Source organism: Nocardia jinanensis (assembly GCF_014645735.1).
GTDB classification, from domain to species: domain Bacteria; phylum Actinomycetota; class Actinomycetes; order Mycobacteriales; family Mycobacteriaceae; genus Nocardia; species Nocardia jinanensis.
Genome location: NZ_BMMH01000019.1, coordinates 54,018 through 76,574, shown reverse-complemented (window position 1 = coordinate 76,574; position 22,557 = coordinate 54,018). Strand labels below are relative to the sequence as shown.

Annotated in this window: 20 protein-coding genes; 12 read left to right on the top strand and 8 right to left on the bottom strand. The window is 68.0% G+C overall.

All coding sequences use genetic code 11. From position 1 onward, the window contains the following. Nucleotides 1-93: 93 nt before the first annotated feature. Both IEY68_RS29315 and IEY68_RS29310 read right to left on the bottom strand, forming a co-directional pair. Nucleotides 94-1,227: a transglycosylase SLT domain-containing protein gene (locus IEY68_RS29315; protein ID WP_063000266.1), complete on the bottom strand. Its 1,134-nt coding sequence runs from the start codon at nucleotides 1,225-1,227 to the stop codon at nucleotides 94-96. Continuing rightward, nucleotides 1,224-1,556, bottom strand: coding sequence for a type VII secretion target (locus tag IEY68_RS29310; RefSeq protein ID WP_063000268.1), 333 nt, complete (start codon nucleotides 1,554-1,556; stop codon nucleotides 1,224-1,226). Before IEY68_RS29310 ends, IEY68_RS29315 begins: the two co-directional genes overlap by 4 nt. A gap of 240 nt (nucleotides 1,557-1,796) precedes the next feature. Between IEY68_RS29310 and IEY68_RS29305 the strand changes: the two genes are divergently transcribed. The 7 genes from IEY68_RS29305 (at nucleotide 1,797) to tuf (ending at nucleotide 8,806) form a co-directional block, all read left to right on the top strand. Then, a complete protein-coding gene (locus IEY68_RS29305) occupies nucleotides 1,797-2,771 on the top strand; it encodes an NADPH:quinone oxidoreductase family protein (RefSeq protein WP_063000270.1) in 975 nt (324 codons plus the stop codon). A 109-nt stretch (nucleotides 2,772-2,880) separates the two neighbouring features. Continuing rightward, nucleotides 2,881-3,402 (top strand): DUF3558 domain-containing protein, encoded by a 522-nt coding sequence (locus tag IEY68_RS29300; protein ID WP_063000272.1) that lies wholly within the window; start codon nucleotides 2,881-2,883, stop codon nucleotides 3,400-3,402. Nucleotides 3,403-3,407: 5 nt separating this feature from the next. Beyond that, the gene (locus tag IEY68_RS29295; RefSeq protein WP_229719105.1) at nucleotides 3,408-3,968 is read left to right on the top strand and encodes a DUF3558 domain-containing protein; all 561 of its coding nucleotides are present in this window, start codon (nucleotides 3,408-3,410) and stop codon (nucleotides 3,966-3,968) included. 436 nt (nucleotides 3,969-4,404) lie between these two features. Further along, nucleotides 4,405-4,779, top strand: coding sequence for a 30S ribosomal protein S12 (gene rpsL, locus IEY68_RS29290; protein WP_030525247.1), 375 nt, complete (start codon nucleotides 4,405-4,407; stop codon nucleotides 4,777-4,779). Between the two features lies 1 nt (nucleotide 4,780). Then, on the top strand, nucleotides 4,781-5,251 hold the full coding sequence (rpsG, locus tag IEY68_RS29285; RefSeq protein WP_063000274.1) for a 30S ribosomal protein S7: 471 nt from the start codon (nucleotides 4,781-4,783) through the stop codon (nucleotides 5,249-5,251). 125 nt (nucleotides 5,252-5,376) lie between these two features. After that, nucleotides 5,377-7,479 carry an elongation factor G gene (fusA, locus tag IEY68_RS29280; protein WP_063000276.1) on the top strand — a complete coding sequence of 701 codons (2,103 nt, stop codon included), beginning with the start codon at nucleotides 5,377-5,379 and terminating at the stop codon, nucleotides 7,477-7,479. Between the two features lie 136 nt (nucleotides 7,480-7,615). Then, on the top strand, nucleotides 7,616-8,806 hold the full coding sequence (tuf, locus tag IEY68_RS29275) for an elongation factor Tu (protein ID WP_063000277.1): 1,191 nt from the start codon (nucleotides 7,616-7,618) through the stop codon (nucleotides 8,804-8,806). A 124-nt stretch (nucleotides 8,807-8,930) separates the two neighbouring features. On the opposite strand, the gene IEY68_RS29270 is transcribed toward tuf, so the two are convergent. After that, nucleotides 8,931-10,175 (bottom strand): FAD-dependent oxidoreductase, encoded by a 1,245-nt coding sequence (locus IEY68_RS29270; RefSeq protein ID WP_189094550.1) that lies wholly within the window; start codon nucleotides 10,173-10,175, stop codon nucleotides 8,931-8,933. A 90-nt stretch (nucleotides 10,176-10,265) separates the two neighbouring features. Here IEY68_RS29270 and IEY68_RS29265 point away from each other — a divergent pair, with 90 nt between their 5' ends. Beyond that, entirely contained in the window at nucleotides 10,266-11,291 is a 1,026-nt protein-coding gene (locus tag IEY68_RS29265) for a helix-turn-helix transcriptional regulator (RefSeq protein ID WP_063000281.1), read from the top strand. 24 nt (nucleotides 11,292-11,315) lie between these two features. Here IEY68_RS29265 and IEY68_RS29260 read toward each other — a convergent pair whose 3' ends face one another. Both IEY68_RS29260 and IEY68_RS29255 read right to left on the bottom strand, forming a co-directional pair. Continuing rightward, nucleotides 11,316-13,418, bottom strand: coding sequence for a hypothetical protein (locus tag IEY68_RS29260; RefSeq protein WP_063000283.1), 2,103 nt, complete (start codon nucleotides 13,416-13,418; stop codon nucleotides 11,316-11,318). A 320-nt stretch (nucleotides 13,419-13,738) separates the two neighbouring features. Next, entirely contained in the window at nucleotides 13,739-14,095 is a 357-nt protein-coding gene (locus IEY68_RS29255) for an SPW repeat domain-containing protein (protein WP_063000286.1), read from the bottom strand. 494 nt (nucleotides 14,096-14,589) lie between these two features. Between IEY68_RS29255 and IEY68_RS29250 the strand changes: the two genes are divergently transcribed. Both IEY68_RS29250 and IEY68_RS29245 read left to right on the top strand, forming a co-directional pair. After that, the gene (locus IEY68_RS29250) at nucleotides 14,590-15,789 is read left to right on the top strand and encodes an NAD(P)/FAD-dependent oxidoreductase (RefSeq protein WP_063000288.1); all 1,200 of its coding nucleotides are present in this window, start codon (nucleotides 14,590-14,592) and stop codon (nucleotides 15,787-15,789) included. Nucleotides 15,790-15,798: 9 nt separating this feature from the next. Next, nucleotides 15,799-16,557 carry a glutamate racemase gene (locus IEY68_RS29245; protein WP_063000290.1) on the top strand — a complete coding sequence of 253 codons (759 nt, stop codon included), beginning with the start codon at nucleotides 15,799-15,801 and terminating at the stop codon, nucleotides 16,555-16,557. A gap of 214 nt (nucleotides 16,558-16,771) precedes the next feature. Here IEY68_RS29245 and IEY68_RS29240 read toward each other — a convergent pair whose 3' ends face one another. Beyond that, the gene (locus IEY68_RS29240; RefSeq protein ID WP_063000292.1) at nucleotides 16,772-17,653 is read right to left on the bottom strand and encodes a LysR family transcriptional regulator; all 882 of its coding nucleotides are present in this window, start codon (nucleotides 17,651-17,653) and stop codon (nucleotides 16,772-16,774) included. Nucleotides 17,654-17,823: 170 nt separating this feature from the next. On the opposite strand from IEY68_RS29240, the gene IEY68_RS29235 reads away from it, so the two are divergent. Together IEY68_RS29235 and IEY68_RS29230 are read left to right on the top strand one after the other, a co-directional pair. After that, nucleotides 17,824-19,095: an MFS transporter gene (locus IEY68_RS29235; protein ID WP_229719104.1), complete on the top strand. Its 1,272-nt coding sequence runs from the start codon at nucleotides 17,824-17,826 to the stop codon at nucleotides 19,093-19,095. Between the two features lie 7 nt (nucleotides 19,096-19,102). Then, entirely contained in the window at nucleotides 19,103-20,368 is a 1,266-nt protein-coding gene (locus IEY68_RS29230) for an FAD-dependent oxidoreductase (protein ID WP_063000294.1), read from the top strand. A gap of 159 nt (nucleotides 20,369-20,527) precedes the next feature. Here the strand turns inward: IEY68_RS29230 and IEY68_RS29225 are convergent, their stop codons facing one another. Beyond that, nucleotides 20,528-21,583 carry a ferredoxin--NADP reductase gene (locus IEY68_RS29225; RefSeq protein ID WP_063000301.1) on the bottom strand — a complete coding sequence of 352 codons (1,056 nt, stop codon included), beginning with the start codon at nucleotides 21,581-21,583 and terminating at the stop codon, nucleotides 20,528-20,530. Nucleotides 21,584-21,650: 67 nt separating this feature from the next. Next, entirely contained in the window at nucleotides 21,651-22,301 is a 651-nt protein-coding gene (gene mftR2 / locus IEY68_RS29220) for a mycofactocin system transcriptional regulator MftR2 (protein WP_229719103.1), read from the bottom strand. Nucleotides 22,302-22,557: the final 256 nt, after the last annotated feature.

The window sequence follows — 22,557 nt, the reverse complement described above, 5'->3', positions numbered from 1 at the left end:
ACTTCTGCGTGTTCCTGTGAGACGACTTTACGGGGCTTGTGTCACCGCGCCACGCCGAGCCGCCTGTTCGTGGTGTTCGGCGTGTGGCGGCGGTCAGTATCCGACGTAGCCGGAGCCGTCGGAGACCCCGACCACCCCGGGTACGTTGCCGAGCGAACCGTATCGTTCGATGGCGTACCTCGTACCGGCGATGATGTTGTCCACCGGGTTCCAGATATCACTGTGGCCGGGCAGCGAATAGGAGTTGAAGGTGGGGTCGATGGTCTGCATGAGACCCTTCGACGGGATACCGGCCGCCGCGTTGCTGTCCCAGAGGTTGATCGCGTTCGGGTTGCCGCCGGATTCGCGTTCGATGATCAGCGCGATGGTCGCGGCCTCGGAATCGTCGATATCGTAGCCGTTCTCGCGCAGCACCCGGATGGCTTCCTTGATCCATTCCGCTCGGTCCCCGGTGGGCATTGCGGTGGGGGCGGCGGCCCCGGAGGAGAGCGCGGGGCTGCCGGAGTCGCTGTCGGTGGAGGTGCCGCCCATCAGGGAACTGGTCGGTGAGCCGCTGGTAGTGGGATATTCGCTCTGCGGGCTGTCCCCGGTCATCGGTGGGTTCGTGGCGGCGGGGAGCGTAGGTGCGGCGACGGGGGCGGTCCCGGGGTCACCCAGTACGCCGTAGGCGTGCTCCAGTTCGACCACCGCCTGCTGGACCTGGGTTACCGCCCGGTTAGCCGTGTCCTCGGCGGTTTTGAGGGCGTTGACGATATACCACTGGTGGGACGCCGCCACGAGTCGCTCGCCCAGTTCGGCGCGCTGCAGATCCGCGGAGTCGGCGGTATCGCCGGCCGCCCGGCGCAGGTAATCGATCCGGGCCCGGGCGGTGACAGTGCCGTCGTCGGCCACATCGAACGCGGGCAGCGGCGGTTGCGCGGTATCGCGTGCGGTATCGCGCATCAGCAGGACTTTGTTCTTCGCCTCGATCAGGTTGGCGACTTCGGCGCGCAGGGCGGTGTCGAGTTTCAGCAGGGCCGCGCTCACCGCTGCGGTCCGCGTACGTTCGGTGTCCATGCGGGTGCCGGCGGCGGCACCCGCGGGCCCCGACCAGTTCATCGCCCGGGTATCGGTGACGGCGGTGCCGGTGAGCTGATCCAGTCGGCCGACGAGGGTGCTGGCGTGGGTGGCGGCCGCGGTGAGGTGGTCGGCCTGCCATTGTTCGACGTTGCCGATGGTGAGGGTCATACCGCGGTCTCCAGTCCGACGGTGGTGAGCGCCTCGGTGACCTCCGCTTCGGTCATCTCGTAGTCGCCCGCGCTGGTGCGCAGGGTGTCCGCGACAGTGGCGAGCCGGTCGGCGATACGGTGCAGGCAGGAGGCGGTGAGGTCGGCGGCGCGCTGGGCGGGCGGGCCGAAGCCGGTGCCGGGTAGCGCGGTCGTGGCCGCGGCGAACACCCCGGCGACGTCGAGTGCGGTGACCGCGTCCGCCTCGGTATCGAGCCGACCGGCGAAACCGCGCAGCAGGCCCGGGTCGACCAGTACCGTCGTACCGGGCGTGCTCGTCTCTTCGTTCATGTGTCCCCCCTGGATTCCCACCCGTTCGTATCGCGGCCGAGCCTAACAAAACGGCGAGTTTCCCGAGGTTCGCTCGACCGGACCGGGCGGCCGGACGCCGGGCTCGCGGGGATCGCCTCGCCCGGCCGGGGGATGGACTCGGGCCGGTGGTGCCCATTAAGTTGATGAAGACGGGTGGATTGGTACATTTCGACTGGTGCGTCTCTATAGCCACCGGTCGGCGAACAGAGAGGTCGGCATATGCGCGCAGCTCAGGTCAGCAAACTCGAGGGACCGGAAGCGATCGAGATCGTCGATATCCCGGAACCGCAGCCGCTGCCGGGAGGTGTGGTGATCGACGTACACGCCGCCGGGGTCGCCTTTCCCGATGTCCTGATGACCCGGGGGCTCTACCAGATGAAACCCCCGATGCCCTTCGTGGTCGGCGGTGAGGTCGCCGGTGTGGTGCGCGAAGCCCCCGAGGGGTCGCATGTGAAACCCGGTGATCGCGTCTGCGCCCTGACCATGCTGGGCAACGCCATGGCCGAGGTCACCACGACCGCCGCCGAAATGGTATTCAAGCTGCCGGACAACATCTCCTTCGAAGCCGGCGCCGGAATTCTGTTCAACGATCTCACCGTGCACTTCTGCCTGCGCAACCGCGGCCGTCTCGCCGCGGGAGAAACCGTGCTGGTGCACGGCGCGGCCGGCGGGATCGGCACCTCCACCCTGCGACTGGCGGGTGCGCTGGGCGCGGGCCGGGTGATCGCGGTGGTGAGCACCGAGGCGAAAGCCGAGATCGCCCGCGCGCACGGGGCCACCGATGTGGTACTCACCGACGGCTGGCTGGACCGGGTCAAGGAACTCACCGACAACCGGGGTGTGGATATCGTGCTCGACCCGGTGGGCGGTGACCGCTTCACCGACAGCATCCGGTCGCTGGCTCGCGGCGGGCGCCTGCTGGTGGTGGGCTTCACCGGCGGTGATATCCCCACCGTGAAGGTGAACCGCCTGCTACTGAAGAACGTCGAGGTCGTCGGCGCGGGCTGGGGCGAATGGATGCTCTCGCATCCGGGCTATCTCACCGAACAGTGGGCCGAGGTGGAGCCGCTCTTCGCGGCCGGGAAGATCGCCGCGCCGCAGGCGGTGCTGTTCCCGCTGGAGCAGGCCGCGCAGGCTGTCGCTTCGCTGGAGAACCGCGCCGCCACCGGCAAGGTCGTGGTGACACTTCGCTGAAATCGTCCGGCCCACAGCGCGCGTGGACGGTGGGCCGGACCGGTTCCTGTGAACCACCGGCGACCTGCGCCGCCGTCAGGAGCGATCTTTCGTCGGTATTGTGCACGGCATGCGGATCAGGTCGGCGATAGTCCTCGGGTTAACCGCGGCGTTTGCCCTGACGGGGTGCGGGTCCGACCAGGGTGCCGAGGAGGCCGAAGGTCCGCGGGGGCCGGCACCGAAGGTGGCGGCACTCGGCCCGTTCGTGGGGGAGTGCGGGCATGTCACCGACAACGAGGTCCGTGATCTCGGGGGCCTGGGTCCGATCGTGCAGTCCTACAAGAACGCGGTCGGCTGTAACTGGCAGGGCGGCGGACTGGGAAACTCCATAACCTTCGCCTCGTACCGGGGCAGTCCGCTGGAACGGGAGAAGGCCTGGGTCACCACCCACGGTCGGCCGCCGGAACCGATCACGGTGGGCGGGCGCACCGGGTTCGCGGCACTCGATCCGACCGGGCGCATCTGCGATCTCGCGGTACAGCTCGACGACGATTTCTTCGAATGGTCCACCTCGCTGAGCAGCAGCAGCGACGGCAGCCCGTGTGACCGCAGCCGGGCACTCGCCGAACTGACGATCGAGCGGTTGGGGTGAACGCGATGATGTTCGCATTCAGCGCAGGATCCGCTCGCGGCCGGCGGCTACGCGCCGCGGCCGCCGCGGTGGTGCTGCTGGTGATCACGGTGCTCGGGGCCGGCTGTGGTAGCACCGTAGAGGGGACAGCGCTCCCTGTCGGCGGCGGCGAATCGGTGGACACCGCGCAGATCGACAAGCTGCTGCGCGAATGCGAGGTGGTCACGGATCAGCAGATCGTCGACGCACTCGGGGGCAGTGCCTACATCAGCGATTCGTTCTTCGGTGCGGTGTGCATGTGGGATATCGGTGGCGGCTCCGGAATGCTGACTTTGAACTGGTACGAGAACGGGTCGCTGCGCAACGAGCAGGCGACGAACGACAAGCTGGGTTACACGAGTACGAAGACCACCGTGCAGGGCACGATCGCACTGGAGGTCCGGCGGCCGAACGACCCGAATTCGTGCGGGATGACCGCGAGCGCCGCCGACTCCGGGGTGATCGGCTGGTGGGTGAACTCGGGGACACCCGATCCGTGCGCCGCCGCGAAGAAACTCCTCGAGCTCACGCTCAACATCGCCCGCTAGCGCCGGCACCGAGCGGTTCCCGGCCATCGGCCGGGTGGGTGCCGCCCGGTGGACGACCGACCGGAATTCCGGCGGGTGGCCTGGGAACAAGCGGCCGGGCAGGTCCGTTGAGTAGGGACGAGAGACCCGGGAGGGGTCGAGAGCCGGAAATCGAGGGGCCGCGGCCGGCCCGCCATATCACAACATCACCCCGGTTTTGACCCTATTCACTACGCCCGAGTACAGTGGAGCGCTGTGCCCGGAAGGATGCGGGCAAGTTCGAGCGTAGACGTAGGCCAGCGAAAGCGGCTGACGATTCCAGCGTGCCTCTAGACAGGGCTCTGAACTGCGCGCGACACGCCCGACCTCGGGACGCGAGAAACGCGGTTGGACGTGCGGGTGAAAGCTCGATGAACAGCTCTGACACCGCCATAACCGATAAAAGGAAAGCCGGTATATGCCAACCATCAACCAGCTGGTCCGCAAGGGTCGCCGCGACAAGGTCGCCAAGACCAAGACCGCGGCCCTCAAGGGGAGCCCGCAGCGTCGTGGCGTGTGCACCCGCGTGTACACCACCACCCCCAAGAAGCCGAACTCCGCGCTGCGGAAGGTCGCGCGTGTGAAGCTGACCAGCGCGGTCGAGGTCACGGCTTACATCCCGGGCGAAGGCCACAACCTGCAGGAGCACTCGATGGTGCTCGTGCGCGGCGGTCGTGTGAAGGACCTTCCCGGTGTGCGCTACAAGATCATTCGCGGCTCGCTCGACACCCAGGGTGTGAAGAACCGCAAGCAGGCCCGCAGCCGTTACGGCGCCAAGAAGGAGAAGAGCTGATATGCCTCGCAAGGGCCCCGCTCCCAAGCGTCCGCTGATCAACGACCCGGTCTACGGGTCGCCGCTGGTGACGCAACTGGTCAACAAGATCCTTCTCGACGGCAAGAAGTCCACTGCCGAGCGCATCGTGTACGGCGCGCTGGAGCAGGCGCGCGACAAGACCGGCACCGATCCGGTCGTCACCCTCAAGCGCGCGCTGGACAATGTCAAGCCGGCCCTCGAGGTCAAGCCGCGCCGCGTCGGTGGCGCCACCTACCAGGTTCCGGTCGAGGTCCGTCCCGGCCGCTCCAACACCCTCGCGCTGCGCTGGCTGGTCAACTACTCGCGGGCGCGCCGTGAGAAGACCATGATCGAGCGCCTGGCCAACGAACTGCTGGATGCCAGCAACGGCCTCGGGGCTTCGGTCAAGCGTCGCGAGGACACCCACAAGATGGCCGAGTCGAACCGGGCCTTCGCGCACTACCGCTGGTGATGTCTGCCCGGCCCATCGCTCCTGGGCCGGGAGGCTTACGGAAGCACCGCTTCCGCTTTGACAGATATGACGGCCACACGGTCGTCGGCGAAAATCCCAACTAGCTACGAGCGGGGAAGATTTCCGTGGCACAGGACGTGCTCACCGACCTGAACAAGGTCCGCAACATCGGCATCATGGCCCACATCGACGCGGGCAAGACCACTACGACCGAACGCATCCTCTTCTACACCGGTGTGAACTACAAGATCGGCGAAACCCATGACGGGGCGTCGACCACCGACTGGATGGAGCAGGAGCAGGAGCGCGGCATCACCATCACCTCCGCGGCGGTGACCTGCTTCTGGAACCAGAACCAGATCAACATCATCGACACCCCCGGCCACGTCGACTTCACCGTCGAGGTGGAGCGCAGCCTGCGCGTGCTCGATGGCGCTGTCGCCGTCTTCGACGGCAAAGAGGGTGTGGAGCCGCAGTCCGAGCAGGTGTGGCGGCAGGCCGACAAGTACGACGTGCCACGGATCTGCTTCGTCAACAAGATGGACAAGCTCGGTGCGGATTTCTACTTCACCGTGCAGACCATCAAGGACCGTCTCGGCGCCAAGCCGCTGGTCATCCAGCTGCCCATCGGTGCGGAGGACACCTTCGAGGGTGTCGTCGACCTGGTCGAGATGAAGGCCAAGGTCTGGACCGGCGAGACCAAGCTGGGCGAGAAGTACGACGTCCAGGACATCCCCGCCGATCTGGTCGAGAAGGCCGAGCAGTACCGCCAGGAACTGCTGGAGACAGTCGCCGAGTCCGACGAGGCGCTACTGGACAAGTTCTTCGGCGGTGGCGAGCTCTCGATCGAGGAGATCAAGGGCGCCATCCGCAAGATGACGGTCAACTCCGAGCTCTACCCGGTGCTGTGTGGTTCGGCGTTCAAGAACAAGGGCGTGCAGCCCATGCTCGACGCCGTGATCGACTACCTGCCCTCGCCGCTGGACGTCGAGTCCGTCCAGGGTCACGCGCCCAACAAAGAGGACGAGATCCTCATCCGTAAGCCGAGCGCCGACGAGCCGTTCGCGGCGCTGGCGTTCAAGATCGCGGTGCACCCGTTCTTCGGCAAGCTGACCTACGTCCGCGTGTACTCGGGCAAGGTCGACTCCGGCGCTCAGGTCATCAACGCGACCAAGGGTAAGAAAGAGCGCCTGGGCAAGCTGTTCCAGATGCACTCCAACAAGGAGAACCCGGTCCCCTCGGCCAGCACCGGCCATATCTACGCGGTCATCGGCCTGAAGGACACCACCACCGGCGACACCCTGTGCGATCCGAACAACCAGATCGTGCTGGAGTCCATGACCTTCCCGGACCCGGTCATCGAGGTCTCCATCGAGCCCAAGACCAAGTCCGACCAGGAGAAGCTGGGCACCGCGATCCAGAAGCTCGCCGAAGAGGATCCCACCTTCACGGTGAAGCTGGACCAGGAGACCGGCCAGACCGTCATCGGCGGTATGGGCGAGCTGCACCTGGACATCCTGGTCGACCGGATGCGGCGCGAATTCAAGGTCGAGGCGAACGTCGGTAAGCCGCAGGTGGCCTACCGCGAGACCATCACCAAGAAGGTCGAGAAGCTCGAGTACACCCACAAGAAGCAGACGGGTGGTTCGGGCCAGTTCGCGAAGGTCATCATCGCGCTGGAGCCGTTCCTCGGTGAAGACGGCGCCACCTACGAGTTCGAGAACAAGGTCACCGGTGGCCGCGTGCCGAAGGAGTACATCCCTTCGGTCGACGCGGGCGCACAGGACGCCATGCAGTACGGTGTGCTCGCCGGTTACCCGCTGGTCAACCTGAAGGTGTCCCTGCTCGACGGTGCGTACCACGACGTCGACTCCTCGGAGATGGCGTTCAAGATCGCCGGCGTGCAGGCCCTCAAGGAAGCGGCCCGTAAGGCCGGTCCGGTGATCCTCGAACCGCTGATGGCGGTCGAGGTCACCACGCCCGAGGAGTACATGGGCGATGTGATCGGCGACCTGAACTCCCGCCGTGGCCAGATCCAGGCCATGGAGGAACGCAGTGGTGCCCGTGTCGTCAAGGCGCTGGTTCCGCTCTCGGAGATGTTCGGCTACATCGGTGATCTGCGGTCGAAGACCCAGGGCCGGGCCAACTACTCCATGGTGTTCGATTCGTACGCGGAGGTCCCGGCCAACGTGTCGAAGGAGATCATCGCCAAGGCGACCGGCGAGTAATGACCCCTCCGGGGCAGGTAGCTCACCTGCCCCGGATCTCCCGGGAGTTTGTACAACCGTTAGTTCCCCACGTATGTGGGGATGACCCCCGCACTGCTGCAACTGCAAGCACCAACAAGTCCAGGAGGACCACACAGTGGCGAAGGCGAAGTTCGAGCGGACAAAGCCGCACGTCAACATCGGCACCATCGGTCACGTCGACCACGGCAAGACCACGCTGACCGCAGCGATCACCAAGGTGCTGGCGGAGAAGTACCCGGATCTGAACGAGAGCTTTGCCTTCGATCAGATCGACAAGGCGCCGGAGGAGAAGGCTCGTGGTATCACGATCAACATCTCCCACGTCGAGTACCAGACCGAGAAGCGGCACTACGCACACGTCGACGCCCCGGGTCACGCCGACTACATCAAGAACATGATCACCGGTGCGGCGCAGATGGACGGCGCCATCCTGGTGGTCGCGGCCACCGACGGCCCGATGCCGCAGACCCGTGAGCACGTGCTGCTCGCCCGCCAGGTCGGCGTGCCCTACATCCTGGTCGCGCTGAACAAGTCCGACATGGTCGACGACGAGGAAATCCTCGAGCTCGTCGAGATGGAGGTCCGCGAGCTGCTGGCTTCGCAGGAGTTCGACGAGGATGCCCCCGTCGTGCGCGTCTCCGGCCTGAAGGCTCTGGAGGGCGACGCCAAGTGGAGCGAGTCCATCATCGAGCTGATGAACGCGGTCGACGAGTCGATCCCGGACCCGGTCCGCGAGACCGAGCTGCCGTTCCTGATGCCGATCGAGGACGTCTTCACCATCACCGGTCGTGGCACCGTTGTCACCGGCCGGGTGGAGCGTGGCGTGATCAACCTCAACGCTGAGGTCGAGATCGTCGGCATCCGTCCGGAGAAGACCAAGACCACCATCACCGGTATCGAGATGTTCCGCAAGATGCTGGACTCCGCTCAGGCCGGCGACAACGCGGGTCTGCTGATCCGTGGCATCAAGCGCGAGGACGTGGAGCGCGGCCAGGTCGTGGTCAAGCCGGGCACCACCACCCCGCACACCGAGTTCGAGGGACAGGCCTACATCCTGTCGAAGGACGAGGGTGGCCGCCACACCCCGTTCTTCAACAACTACCGTCCGCAGTTCTACTTCCGTACCACTGACGTGACGGGCGTTGTGACCCTGCCCGAGGGCACCGAGATGGTTATGCCCGGCGACAACACCGAGATGCTGGTCAAGCTGATCCAGCCGGTCGCCATGGACGAGGGTCTGCGCTTCGCGATCCGCGAAGGTGGCCGCACCGTCGGCGCCGGTCGCGTCACGAAGATCATCGTGTAGGACCAGTTCGAACCGAAAGGGCCGTTCCCCACGGGGAGCGGCCCTTTCGCTGTCCCGGACCTGTGTCCGCCGGAGGTGAGTGTGGCGGTGGGGCCGGCCACCGGCAGCTCTGGCCCGGCTGATGTCAGCGCATGCGACGGAGGCTGCTCGCGGCCGCCAGCACCGGAGCCGCCGCGAAGGTGGCCGCCGCTCCGAGCGATGTATCGGTGGCCCTGATCAAACGGACGGTTCGCATCGCCATGGTCAGTATCTCGCTGCCACGTATGCGCATATCGGCCTCGAACCGGGCGACCGCCACCGGGAGGGCGGTCGTGCCGGCGGCTACCTCCCGCAATTGCGTGACCAGGTCGGCGGCATCGCGGAGAGCGGCGCCGGCACCCATACCGGCCGTGGGCGGGGTCGCGTGGACGGCGTCGCCGAGTGCGGTGACGCGGCCGGCGGGCCAGGGGGCGAGATCCTGTGCTCGCGTCGAGGCGGCGTTGAAGCGGAACGCGGCAATGCTGCCGGGATCGGCGCGGGCGATCACCTCGAGTGAGTGTTCGCTCCATCCGCGACGGCGGAAGGCGGTGAGCAGTGCCGACGTCAGCGCCGGGCCGCGGATACCGCGCATCGAACCGGTCGCCGCGGATTCGGGAAACATGGCACCCCAGATGTAGGTCGGACCGGTCGTGATCGCCTCACGTCGGTCCGGAGCGTCGAGTACGGCATTGCCCACCGGGTCGAGGAAGCCGATGTACAGCGCCGTCGCCCGCGGGCCGATCGCCATTCCCGAGCGCGGTCCGAGGCGTCGGCGCTCGGGTGCGCCGAGTTCTCCGGCCGCGGTCCTGCCGGAGAAGCCGATGATGCCGGTGGGTTCGCTGGTGGGGCCGCCGGCCAGGTGACGGGCGACCACCGAGTGCGTACCGTCCGCGCCGACCAGCAGATCGAACCGGATCCGGGTGCCGTCGGCGAATACGGCCACCGGGTCGCCTTCCGCGGTACGAGAGATATCGGTGACCGCGCGGCCGAGCTGGAGATCGGCGCCCGCCGCGTCGGCCAGGACGGTGCGCAGGGTGATGCGGTCGATATCCACGCTCGCGCTGTCGCCGAGGTGCGGCCCGTAGCCCAGCAGACGGCCGCGCCGGTCCCAGAACGCGTCCGGCGGGCGCAGCCGTAGCGCCGATGCCGACCCCAGCAGGCGTTCGAATATCCCGGGCGCGACGAGTTCCCGCAGCGCGGCCTGCGCCCGGTCGTCGAGTGTGATGTGGTAGCCGCCTGTCTCCGCGACGTGGAGATCGCGATCGAAAACCGATACGTCGAACTCGTGGCGGCGTAGACCGGCGGCGAGTGCCAGGCCACCGATTCCGCCCCCGGCGATGATGATGCGCATTGTGTTCCGGCTCCTCGGACTGGTGTCGAACGATTCCGGGCGCGAGACTGCCACCAGTGGTGGACATCGAACGTCCACTATTGTGGGCAGGTGGCCGATACCTCCCGACGGACACTGCGATTGTTGTCGCTGCTCGCGACGCGACGACGCTGGCCGCTCGCTGAGCTCGCCGCTCGGCTCGCGGTCAGTGAACGCACCGTCCGGCGAGATATAGAGACCCTGCGACTGCTCGACTATCCGGTCGTCACCGTGCACGGTCCGGCCGGCGGTTATCAGATGGGACCTGGTCACACGCTGCCGCCGCTGCTGTTCGACGCAGATCAGGCGCTTGCGGTGGCGGTGGCTCTACAGACCGCGCCGAGTAGTGTTTTCGGCCTCGGGGAAGATGCCGCGCGCGCCCTGGAAACTCTCGAACAGGTCATGCCGGCCAGGCTGCGAGCGGCGGTGGAGTCACTGCGGCTGACCGCGCTGCCGAACTACTGGGAGTTCTCGGCGTCGCCCATCGACCCGGAGACGTTGAAGGTCGCGGGCACCGCAGTGCGCCATCGCCACATGCTCCGTGTCGAGACACGCAGAACCGACGGCAGCCGTCCGGTGCCCGGCGAGGCGGACTTCGAACCGGCCCGCCGTCTGGAACCCCACCATATGGTGATCTGGGCCGGCCGGTGGTACATGGTCGGCTACGAACCCGCGCGCAGTGCCTGGCGGGCGTACCGACTCGACCGCCTCTACCTCCACCCGCCGACGGGGATTTCGTTCGATCCCAGAGATCTTCCCGGAGGCGACGTCGCCCTCTTCGTCATGACAACCCACGACCGCGGCGATACTCCGGCCTCCTGGCAGTGCACGGGAAGTGCGCGTTTCACCCTGCCGGCCGAGACGGTCGCCCGTTGGGCGCCCGGTGGATCGGTCGTCGAGCATCTCGATCCCGAGCACTGCCGTATCACCCTCGGAGCATGGTCGTGGGCGGGCGTCGCGGGGATCCTGGCCACCTTCGATGCCGACCTCGACGAAGTGGAACCCGCTGAGTTGGTGCGTGCCTGCCGACGTCTCGGGCGGCGCTGGGCCGGCGTAACGGATATATCCGAGGATGCGGACCTGCCGGCCGATCCGTGACACGGGGCCGGCAGGGCACCCGGGTCAGGATTCGCGGGCGGCCTGCAGCAGGGCGTTGGCGAACTTGACCATCTGAGCCGGGCCCCCGTACCAGGCGGTGACCGCGGAGAGGACCGCGGCCCGGGCCTCCCGCGCGGAGCGGGCCACCTCGGCGGCCGATACCTCGCCCGTCTCCGCCTGCCCGGCCAGGACTTCGAGATCATCGCTCGCGGTGAGCAAACGCATGATGAGGTGAATGTCTATATCGGCGCCTTCCTCGCTGCGGCTGTGCCGGGATGTGGTGTCCTCCACCGGCGCCGGAAGCCGGGCACCGGGCACCGGCAGCGCCGGCGCCGGTTCCGGAACAGGGCCGGAGAGCTCCTCGGGCTCCGCCTGATCCAGCAGTGGGGACCTGGAGGCTTCGGCAGCCTCGCGGGCCCGCCGCGAACGCCGCGTTTCCAGGGGTGGGCGGGCGTCGGGGTCGTCTTCACGCGTATCGGAGAGACTGTCGCTCGGATCGTCTGGAACGAGGGTCAGCGCCGCGAGTTCCAGAGCCTCGATCTCGGCCGCGGGTTCCGGTGTATCCGGCCCCTCCGAGCCCGAGTGCCGGTAGGGGGCGGGCTCCTGTTCGGATTCCAGGATCCGGGTCAGGATCTCGGCTACCGGGGCCGCACCGGATTCGTCGCCGGTATCGATACCGTGCGCGGGTTCGGGGTCCAGCAGCCGGTCCAGGATCGGGGTACTGTCCGCGGGCGGGGCCAGCCGCGGGGGAGCCACCGCGTGCGCACCGGCCTCGTCGGCGGTCGCGGTGTCCGGTGCCGCTATCCGCAGCGCGGCCGGTTGGTCACCGCGCGGACCGGGCTGGTCGTCGTCGATGTTGTACCGCGCCGCGGAGCGCGGCAACCGGCGCGGTGCCGGAAGCTCACCGTCCGGGCTCTCCGGGGCTTCGGTGAAGTCCGGGCCGCTTACGGTGCCGGTGAGGGCCTCGTGCGCGTTTCCGGACCCGTTCTGCGCTTCTTCGCTCGGCGCAGGGGCGTGCCGGGCCGCGGAGCGCGGCAGCCGCCGCGCGGTAATGGGCGCGGCGGCGGATTCCTCGTCGGCCCCCGGCACGGGAGCGTTACGGTTCCGGGAGGCGCGACTGGGCAGGCCGCGCGACGGGAGCTCCGGCGGGGCGGCGAGATCGCCTTCCGTGGTGCCGGATTCCCGCTGCTCGCTCGGAATCGCGGGCAGCTCATAGGGGTCGGAGACGCCGACCGCGGAGCTCTCCTCCTGCCCGGGGGCGTACTGATGATCCTCGAATGGATTGAAAGCCTCGGCGGATTCGGCGGATTCGTTCAGATCGAGCTTGCGGCGGCGCCCACCGCTCTCCAAGGGGTGCGGGGCCGGTTCCTCGCCGATCGAGCTGAGCCAGCTCGGCAGCGATCCGGTGTCCGGAGACGATACGTAGGAGTCGGCAGGACCCTGCGGTGTCTCCGGATCGGCCGGATAGGAGAAAGCCGCGATCTCCGCCGCGCCCGAGGTGGGCAGCTGGGTCGTCGCGGCGGCGAGCGGATCGGGCCCGCTCGGCCGGCCCCCCGAGGAGGGGATCGTGGATTCGGTGGAAGGCAGCGGTTGTTCGGGCGCATACGGTGGACCGGGCACGGGGATACGCGCGGAGGAGGCGAGCGAAGCGGAATGCCCGCCGGCCTGTCCCGGGATCGTATCCGGTCCGGCACTGTGCCGGGTGGAAAGCGCGGCCGTATCGGGCCCGTTGGGGTCGTCGGGAGGTGCGGGGTACGGGGACGGGTCCGAGGGTGAGGTGCTGAAACGGGGATCCGGTTCCTGTCCACCGGATGTCATGATCCCGACGGCGGACGCGTCACCGATCACGCCCGGAGTGTTCCAGGCGGCGAACGGATCCAACGTCGCCGACCCGCCTGTGCTGTGCTGGTTCTGCGGGGGAGTGGACGGTGGTGCAGGGGTCCACGTATAACCGTGATCCGGGATGGAATCGGATCGGTTCGTGGCGCCGTTCGAACCATTCGCCGAATCGAATTCGTTCGATCCGAAGCCGGCGAAGCCCCTCGACTCGGAGTTGTGCTGCGCGCGACCGTACTCCTCCTGGCGGCCGCGACGTCCGTCTCCGAGGCTGGCATTTTCGGCATCCATGAGCCCATTCTTACCCGCCGGGGTGGTTTTCGTTCTAGTGTGCGAAGCCCATGACCGCAGCATCGGCCGCCCCCGGTGATCGAGATTACATCCCGTCGGGTGCGGGCGCGCACGCGGATCCGTATCCGGTGCACCCGGATACGGACCTCTGACGTGCCCGGACAGCGGGATGCGCGGGTATCGGCGGTGATCGGTTCATTCGGCCGCCCGGTCCGGAGCGCCCTGTCGGGTCCCCTCGAAATTTTCCCGGTGATGTCGATGGCGCAAATGAGCCCTACCGCCGGTCCCGGTCGGCGGGTGTTGTGTTGCGACAGACTCCGTCAGTGGTGTGGTGCGGCCCCGTGCATCCGCCCGGCCACCGCCGGCAGTGCCGCCACGGCGAGTACGACGGTGACGATCCCGACGACCCACGACGTCCACGACGCCCCGCTGTAGCTGGTGTAGTCCATGGCCCATGGTGCGATGAACAGCAGTGCGCCGAACAACGCCATCGCGTAGTCGGCCGCCGCCATCGCGGGCCGGTACATCTGGGCGAGTCCGGTCAGTGCGATGAGCGCGCCGAGCACGATCATCGTCCACACTGCCCGGTCGTTGGTCGCCACCCAGATCGGAGAGAGCGCGGTGAATACGCCGAGTACCACGGCCAGGAAATCCTGGGTCCGGCTTTCTGTGAACATAGTGGCCTCCTGAGACTGGAAACAGGTCCATTGGCAGGGCCTGAACTCGGTATAGCCGCCCTACAGTGACCGGTCGGTATCGCGACGGACACGATTGCGCGGCGAAACGATGCGGAGTCGGCGCGCTTCCGGCGTAAGGCAGAGCGAATCAGGCGTACCTCCGCCTTCGCTGCGGCCGTGCGCGGACTGGGGATGGGCTTCGCCCAGCTGTGCCGCTTGGGCGTACCTCCGCCTTCGCTGCGGCCGTGCGCGGGTCGGGGGGTGGGCTTCGCCCAGCTGTGCCGCTTGGGCGTACCTCCGCCTTCGCTGCGGCCGTGCGCGGACTGGGGATGGGCTTCGCCCAGCTGTGCCCCTTGGGCGTACCTCCGCCTTCGCTGCGGCCGTGCGCGGACCGGGGATGGGCTTCGCCCAGCTGCGCACGTTAGGGTGGGCTTCACAGATTTCTGTTACCTGTTCCAGGCGCGGCCGCCGGGTGCCGCGGGGAGGGAGTCGGTATGTCCGCGCCGATCGTGATCGCCGGTGCCGGCCTGGCCGGGCTGCGCACCGCCGAGGAGTTGCGCCGTGCCGGGTACGAGGGCGAACTGGTGCTGCTCGGGGACGAACCGCACGCACCCTATGATCGCCCGCCCCTGTCCAAGCAGTTCGTCCGCGGCGAAACCACCGCGACTCCCCTGCGCCCGGACGAGTTCTACGACGAGAAGAAGATCGACTTGCGCCTGGGTACGGCCGCGGTCGGTGTGGATACCGCGGCCAGACAAGTGCGGCTCGCCGACGGTTCGGTGGTGGTCTACGAGCATCTCGTCATCGCCACCGGACTGCGGCCCCGGCTGCTGCCCGGCGCGGACGAGGTCGGCGGGGTCCATGTACTGCGCAGCCACGACGACGCCGTCGCGATCCGGGAAGGGCTGCGCGATACCGCCGCTGCCCTGGTGATCGGCGCCGGATTCATCGGCTGCGAACTGGCCGCCAGCCTGCGGGCGGAGCAGGTGCCGGTAGTGCTGGTGGAACCGCAGCCCGCCCCGTTGGCCGGGGTGCTCGGCGCGGAACTGGGTGAACTCGTGGCCAGGCTGCACCGGGCCGAAGGTGTCGATCTACGCTGCGGGGTCGGGGTCGAGGAACTGCTGGCCGATCCGGCGGGCCGGGTGCGGGGCGCCCGGCTGGCCGACGGGTCGGAGGTGACCGCGGATCTGGTGGTTTCCGGGATCGGCTCGCGTCCGGTGACCGACTGGCTGACCGGATCCGGTATCGAACTGGCCGAACCGGCGGCCGGCGGTGGAGTCTTCGCCGACGAGGCCGGTCGGACAAGTACGCCCGGTGTCTGGGCGGTCGGTGATGTGGCAGCCTGGCGTACCCCCACCGGTGAACATCGCCGGATCGAGCACTGGACCAACGCCGGTGAACAGGCCAAGCTCCTGACCTGCGCTCTCCTCGGGGTGGAAGCGCCGAGCATCCCGCAGGTTCCGTACTTCTGGAGCGACCAGTACGACCTCAAACTCCAGGCACTGGGCACCCCGCGGGCCACCGACGATATCCGGATCCTGGCCGACGACGGTCGGAAGTTCCTCGCCTACTACTTTCGTGAGGGCCGGTTGGCCGGGGTGGTCGGTGCCGGAATGACCGGTCAGGTGATGAAGATGCGCGCGAAGATCGCCGCGGCCGCCCCGGTGGAGGAATTGCTCGGCGCGACTCAATAACCTGTTGGGGTGATCGTCGCGCTCATCGATTCGGGTTTCGGGCTGCTGCCCACCGCGGCGTGGCTGCGCAAGCTGCGTCCCGATGTGGATCTGCTGTTGCAGCTGGATCCCGAAGGGGCGCCGTGGGGTCCCAGACCACAGGACTGGGTGGTCGATCGGGTGGTCTCGGCCGCCCGCACCGCGCGCGACCTGGGCGCCGAGGTGGTCGTGCTGCCCTGTAACACCGCCAGTGTGACCGCACTCGAACACGTCCGCGCCGATCTGGGCGCCGGGGTGCCGGTGGTGGGTACGGTTCCGGCTATCAAACCGGCCGCCGCGGCCTGCCGTTCGGTGGCCGTATGGGCGACAGCGGCGACCACGGCGAGCCCGTACCAGGCGGATCTGATCGCGCGCTTCGGTGGGGAGGCGAAGGTGACCGGGGTGGCCTGCCACGGGCTCGCCGAAGCGGTGGATCGCGGAGATATGGCCGGGGTGCGCGCGGCGGTGGCGGACGCCGCGGCCCGTACTCCCGCCGACGTCGAGGGTGTGGTGCTCGGCTGCACCCACTATCCGCTCATCGTGGACACCATCGTCGCCGCGCTGCCCGACGGCGTCCGGCTGTTCGACAGCGCGCAGGCCGTCGCCGCGCAGACGGTCCGGCGGGTGGAAGCGCTGGGCGGGCCGGCGATCGGCGACGGGACCGTGCGGGTCTATCTCAGCGGCCGACCGGGGGAACTGCCGCCCGGCGCGGCCGCGTACGAGCCCGGCCGCCTCCTGGGCGCTGGGTGATCCAGGAGAACCACGGGCCGAACAGCGGAATTCTCCCGACCCTGCACGATGAGCCGGGGACCGGCGAGCGCGGCCCCCGGAGCGCTCCCGGCCGCGCCCCGGGACCCGCGTCCGCCCGGCCGCGTCCGAAGAAGCGGAGAAGGCCGAATGGGGAGAGCGTCGCGGCGACGGGCAGGTCCGCCGGGCCGGGTTCCGGTAGTCCGGCGATGCCGGATCAGTCGATGCCGAAGGCATCGGCGATGGTGTCGGCGACCGCGGTGACGGTGCTGCGGACCACGGGTTGGCGCACGATCCAGGTCTGCATGGTGATCGGCGGATCGACCAGCCGCCGCCACTCCCAGCCGGGTAGCAGCCGTCCCGCGGTGGTACGGCTCAGGATCGCCGCACTCGCTCCGGTGGCACGCAGGCAGGCCCGCGCGTTCTCGGTGTAGTTGGCGAAATGCCACCGCGGCGCGATACCGGCTTCGTGGGCCGCGGAGACGAGCCGGTCGTGCCCGATCGGGACCTGGTCGCGGGCGTGGGCGAGCACGTCCATCCCGTCGAGAGCGCGGAGCGGGCAGGTGGTGCCGGTGAGACCGGCCTCCAGCCGCGGATCGACCACGAGGCCGAACGGCTCTTCCAGCACACGATGGCGGACGAGGTCTCTTGTGGGCGGCTCATGCACAAAGGCTATGTCCAGGCGACCGGCTCGTAGGTGCTGGAGCTGGACGGTGCTGATCGCGTCGGTGAGCGAAAGGTATGCCTGCGGTACTGCGCGGCGGACGGTGTCGATCAGTTGCTCGAGCCAGGTGGGTGGGAGGCCCGGCGCGAGCCCGATCTGCACGATCTCACGTACCGGTCCGGCATCGCGGGCGGCGTCCTTCGCCGTGTCGGCGTAGCGGAGAAGGGTGAGGACGTGCTGGTAGAGGGCGGTCCCGGCAGGAGTGGGCACGATACCTGCCGGTACCCGCTCGAAAAGCGGCACACCGCATTCGCGTTCCAGCTGCTGGATCTGACGCGTCAGGGCCGGTTGGGAGATCAGCAGGGCCTTCGCCGCCGAGGACAGTGAGCCGCGGTCGGAGACTTCGACGAAATAACGTAGCTGCCGTAGCTCCACCGTCGCTCCTCATTTCACATACCGATCGGTATGCCATAACTTCAGGACATACCCGGGCCATTCAAGTGGCATTGGATCACGAGCCGTTCCCACGGTTGCATTGTGGTGGGCACCACAGCCGCCGCACACCGCGGGCGCCGATGCCCCGGTTTCGCTCGAAAGGACCTCCGGTGACCGTGATCTCCTCCGCAACGCCCGATACCCGATATCGCTGGGTGGTACTGACCCTCTGCTGGGCCGCCTTCACGATGACCTCGGTCGACAGGGCCACCTGGGGCCCGGCGGCGGGCTCGGTCGGTGACGACCTCGGGGTGGCGGTCGCCGGACTCGGGGTCTTCGCCACCACGTACTACATCGGGTACGTCGTCTCCAATGCGATCGGCGGTTTCATCGCCGACTGGATCGGCGCCCGGCTGACCGTCGGCGCGAGCATCCTGCTCTCCGGTGGCTTCATGCTCGCGTTCGGCGAAGCCGACAGCCATGCGATGGGTTTGCTCTTCCAGGCGTGTATCGGATTGTGCGCGGGCGCCGAGGTCGGCGGCGGCGTCAAACTCATCACCAGCTGGTTCGCCCCGCAGCGACGTGGTTTCGCGATGGGCGTCTTCATGACCGCGACCTCCCTCGGCCTGGTCGTCGCGAACGCGGTGGTTCCCAGGCTGATCGAATCGCACAGCTGGCGCACCTCCTACCACCTGTTCGGGCTCATCTCGATCGTCGTCGGCGTGCTCTGCCTGATCCTGTTGCGCCCAGGCCCGCTCGTGGCCCGCGCCGGATCCGGCGGCACCCCGAATCTGCGACCACTGCTGGGCAACCGCGGCCTGCTGCTGCTCGCACTGGCCGGGTTCGGTGCGCTGTGGGGCACCTACGGATTCATCACCTGGTCGAACCTGTTGATGGTCAAGGGAGTCGGCATCGATCCGGTCCGGGCCGGGACGGTCGTGGTCATCTTCGGCGCCGTCGCGGTCTTCTCCAAACCGCTGATCGGCCTGCTCGGGGACGCGCTCGGACTGAGCCGCCGGCGGCTGACGATCGCGATCCTGGTGGCCTTCACAACCTGCCTGATCATCTTCAGCTTCGCGAACACCGCGACCCAATTCCTCTGGATCGCTCCGTTCCTCGGTATCACGGCCTACATCTACAGTCCGGTGATGATGGCGATGATCCCCACGCTGTCGGGTGCGGAACTCGCCGGGACGGCTACCGGAGGTGTGAACGCCTTCTGGCAGCTGGGCAGCACCGTAGTGCCGGCCGTCGTCGGGCTGGTCTTCAGTGCCAGTGGTTCGTTCCAGCTGGTCTTCCTCGTTCTCGCCGCCGGTCCCTGCCTGGCGATCGTCCCGATGTTCTTCATCCGGGACGCCGACAACCGTGAATCCGTGCCCGGCGCCGCCCCCGCGCAGCACGACGGCACTCCGCTGATCCTCGCCACCGATGGAAAGGGCTGATCCCCGAATGACCCCGAGCAGTACGTACTACGACGTCATCGTCGCGGGCGGCGGATCGGCCGGTATCGCGGCGGCGGTGGGCGCTGCCCGCGCCGGCGCCCGCGCCCTGCTGATCGAGCGCGGCCCGTGCCTGGGCGGTGCGGCGACGCTGCGCAATGTCGTCACCTACTGCGGTCTGTACACCCGCGAGGAGCAGGAGCAGGTCGTCTTCGGTATCGCCGACGAGGTGGTGTCCGAACTGGAGATCCGTGGCGCGGTCAGTGAGCCGCGCAGATTCAACGCGGTCACCGTGGTCTTCGACCCGGAGAACGTGAAAGTCGTCCTCGACGAACTCTGCCGCGCGGCGGGGGTGGATATCCGCCTGCACAGTCTGCTGGTCGACGCGCGCACCGAAGGCGACAGCATCACCTCCGTCGAGATCGCCGACCACGAGGGGGTGCATCGGTTCACCGCCGAGGCCTTCGTAGACGCGACCGGCGATGCCGATCTGGCGCACCGCGCGGGGGCCGAAATCCGTTACGGCACCGACGGGTGGGTGCAGAACGGCAGCCTCGGTGTGCGCTTCGGTGGTATCGCGCCCGAGGCCGAGGTCACAGTGCGTACGGTCGGGGAGGCCGTACGCGAGGCCAAAGCCGCGGGGGTGGAGGGTCTGCTCGCCGAATCCGGATTGGTGGCCCGGATGCCTGTCTCCGGGGACGTCATCATGTATCTGGTGGACGAGGGTTACGATGCCCGTTCCGCGGCCGACACCACCCGTGCCGAGATCAGCGCGCGCCGGCAGGCCCAGGCTTATCTCCCGGTGGTGCGGACGATCCCCGGCGCCGAACACGCCTACATCGTCACCACCGGCCCCGAACTCGGTACCCGCGAATCCCGCCATATCGTCACCCGATATCGCCTGCGCGAGGCGGATATCCTCCACCCGGACAGCACGGAGAGCGCGGTCGCGATCGGTGCCTGGCCGATGGAGTACCACCCGGGCCCGGGTATCCCTTCCACCTGGAAGTTCATCGGCGACCCCGGCTACTACCCGATCCCGCTCGACTGTCTGCGCAGTGCCGGTACCGACAATCTCTACGCGGCCGGGCGCACCCTCGACGGCGACCGGCAGGCAGGCGCGTCGCTGCGTGTCATGGGGACCGCGTTCGCCACCGGCCAGGCCGCCGGGGTGGCGGCCGCGCAGCAGGCCCGCACCGGCACGGTGACCACCGCGGCGGTCCGGGCGGAATTGCAGCGTCAGGGCGCCCGCCTCCCGGATCCGGTGCGCGTCTGATCCGTGACCGCGGGGCTCCGGCCGCGGCGATGCGCATCCGTGGGCATCGGCTGTCCCGGCCGACGGGCGCAGGGGAATCGCGCCCGAGCCCGCATACGGCCGGGATCGGGTGCGATTACGCGGTAATCGATGCTCTTGCCCGGGCGGCAGCGGACCGGATCAGAACTGGATACGTAGATGGTCGGTGACCGGCCGGGCCTGGCAGCCCAGGATGTAACCGTTCTCGATGTCCTCGGGGTCCAGGATCTCGGCGTTCGCCATCTCGACCTTGCCCTCGAGTACGGTGCAGGCGCAGGACCCGCATTCACCCTCCTGGCAGGAGTAGGGCACATCGAGTCCCTTGTCCAGCATGATGTCGACCAGCGTCTGTTTACGCGGCCAGCTCAGGTTGTGCGTCTCGCCGTCGAGTTCGACCTCCACGGTGGCCGCGTCGGCGGCTTCCTCGTCGGAGATCTCGACCGGGGCCGTATCGGCGAACGGGTCGCCGGCCAGCGAATTGAAGACCTCGGCGTGTGTGCGGTTGCGCGGGACACCCAGTTGAGCGAGCGTGTCGTGCACTCCGTCCATGAAGGGCTTCGGGCCGCACAGGAAGGCCGCGTACTCGGTGTAGGGCCGCAGCAGTTCGGCCAGCGCGGCCACGGTCGGCAGGCCCTGCAGGGCCTCCAGCCAGTGCACCACCACCAGCCGCTGCGGGTTCTTCTCGGCCAGTTCGCGCAGTTCGGTCGCGAAGATCACCGATTCGGCGTCGCGGTTGGCGTAGAACAGCACGATCCTGGCGCTGCCCCGCTCCAGCGCGGATTTGAGGATGGACATCACCGGGGTGATACCGCTGCCGGCCGCGCACAGCAGGAGGTCCTCGTCGAGATTCTTCGGAGTGAAGAGGCCCGACGGCGGTAGCACCTCGAGCTGGTCGCCCGGTTTGATGTTGTCGCAGAGCCAGTTGGAGCCGTAACCGTCCCTGGTGCGTTTCACCGTGACCTTGGGGAGATCGTCGGTGAAGGGGGAACTCGCCAGCGAATAGCAGCGCGCCACCGATCCGGTGCGGTCGCTGGGGATGCGCAGGGTGAGGAACTGGCCGGGTTGGTACGCGAACTTCTCCCGCGCCTGCTCGGGGACCTCGAAGACCAGCGAGCTCGCGTCGGTGGTTTCCGCGATGACCTGGGCGACCCGCAATACGACGGATCGCGAGCCATGGGGCACTTCGACGGTGGTCATCTCGTCCTCTCGACACTGGTAGCCGGTGGCATCCGAGCCTACGGCAAAACTAGAACGTGTTCCAATTTTAGCCTATGCCGGCCGCTTGTTGGCGGACGAGCTGACCTTCCAGGCCGGCGACCAGGACGCCCACCCCGAAATCGTAGGAATACTTGCCGCGGAGATCGGGCAGGTATTCCATTGCGCGGGCCACTCGTTCCGGCATCACCACATCGGGCGGGGTGTCGAGGTTGCGCGGGTTCACCCGGCGGCGGCCGAACAGATAGGTGTGGATCGTCGCGTAACCGGCCAGCACATTGCGATCGTCGAACCCGGCCTCGTAGAGGATCTCCATGATCCCGGCGATCAGGTCGAGCTGTTTACCGAGCATCTGCTCGATGAGTACATCGCCCAAGCCGGGGTGTCTGCGCAGCCGTTCGTCGATCTGGGCCAGCAGATCGACCAGGCGGTCCTGCCAGGGCCCCGATTCGGGCGGCGGTTTGCGCACCCCGGTCAGCGCGGCGGTGGCCACCAGGTCCAATAGCTCACGTTTGTCCGCGACGTAGTAGTACGGCGCCATCGGGGAGACGCCGAGCTCGCGTGAGAGTCGCCGCATGGACAACTTCTCCACTCCATCGGCTCGGACGACACGAAGTGCCGCCTCGACGATCTCGGTCTCCGAGAGGGTGCTGCCGTTACCGCCCCCGCCCCCGCTCGCCTGCATCCGCACGACTCCCATTGCCACCTCTACACGTCGAGCGGCATCCGCCCGTCACGTTCTTGTTCAGCTGCTTTGCCCCCGCAGTCTAGAGGTCGCGTTACGGCGCGAGCGCGGACATTACCGTAAAACTGTTCCATTTTGTCAGTGGATGACGTTATGGTGTGACTGTGGTCGCAGCGTGCGGCCGCGGCGCCGGCACTGTGCCAGGGCTCACCGGCGGTATCCACAGCGGTGCCGCCGCGGCGGTCCGTCACGGCATCGGGTCGGCGCGGGC

What these genes read in the sequence shown, in the direction of transcription:
- IEY68_RS29315 (WP_063000266.1), bottom strand. Translation starts at nt 1,227, where the DNA reads ATGACCCTCACCATCGGCAACGTCGAACAATGGCAGGCCGACCACCTC.
- IEY68_RS29310 (WP_063000268.1), bottom strand. Translation starts at nt 1,556, where the DNA reads ATGAACGAAGAGACGAGCACGCCCGGTACGACGGTACTGGTCGACCCG.
- IEY68_RS29305 (WP_063000270.1), top strand. Translation starts at nt 1,797, where the DNA reads ATGCGCGCAGCTCAGGTCAGCAAACTCGAGGGACCGGAAGCGATCGAG.
- IEY68_RS29300 (WP_063000272.1), top strand. Translation starts at nt 2,881, where the DNA reads ATGCGGATCAGGTCGGCGATAGTCCTCGGGTTAACCGCGGCGTTTGCC.
- IEY68_RS29295 (WP_229719105.1), top strand. Translation starts at nt 3,408, where the DNA reads ATGATGTTCGCATTCAGCGCAGGATCCGCTCGCGGCCGGCGGCTACGC.
- rpsL (WP_030525247.1), top strand. Translation starts at nt 4,405, where the DNA reads ATGCCAACCATCAACCAGCTGGTCCGCAAGGGTCGCCGCGACAAGGTC.
- rpsG (WP_063000274.1), top strand. Translation starts at nt 4,781, where the DNA reads ATGCCTCGCAAGGGCCCCGCTCCCAAGCGTCCGCTGATCAACGACCCG.
- IEY68_RS29270 (WP_189094550.1), bottom strand. Translation starts at nt 10,175, where the DNA reads ATGCGCATCATCATCGCCGGGGGCGGAATCGGTGGCCTGGCACTCGCC.
- IEY68_RS29260 (WP_063000283.1), bottom strand. Translation starts at nt 13,418, where the DNA reads ATGGATGCCGAAAATGCCAGCCTCGGAGACGGACGTCGCGGCCGCCAG.
- IEY68_RS29255 (WP_063000286.1), bottom strand. Translation starts at nt 14,095, where the DNA reads ATGTTCACAGAAAGCCGGACCCAGGATTTCCTGGCCGTGGTACTCGGC.
- IEY68_RS29250 (WP_063000288.1), top strand. Translation starts at nt 14,590, where the DNA reads ATGTCCGCGCCGATCGTGATCGCCGGTGCCGGCCTGGCCGGGCTGCGC.
- IEY68_RS29230 (WP_063000294.1), top strand. Translation starts at nt 19,103, where the DNA reads ATGACCCCGAGCAGTACGTACTACGACGTCATCGTCGCGGGCGGCGGA.
- IEY68_RS29225 (WP_063000301.1), bottom strand. Translation starts at nt 21,583, where the DNA reads ATGACCACCGTCGAAGTGCCCCATGGCTCGCGATCCGTCGTATTGCGG.
- mftR2 (WP_229719103.1), bottom strand. Translation starts at nt 22,301, where the DNA reads ATGGGAGTCGTGCGGATGCAGGCGAGCGGGGGCGGGGGCGGTAACGGC.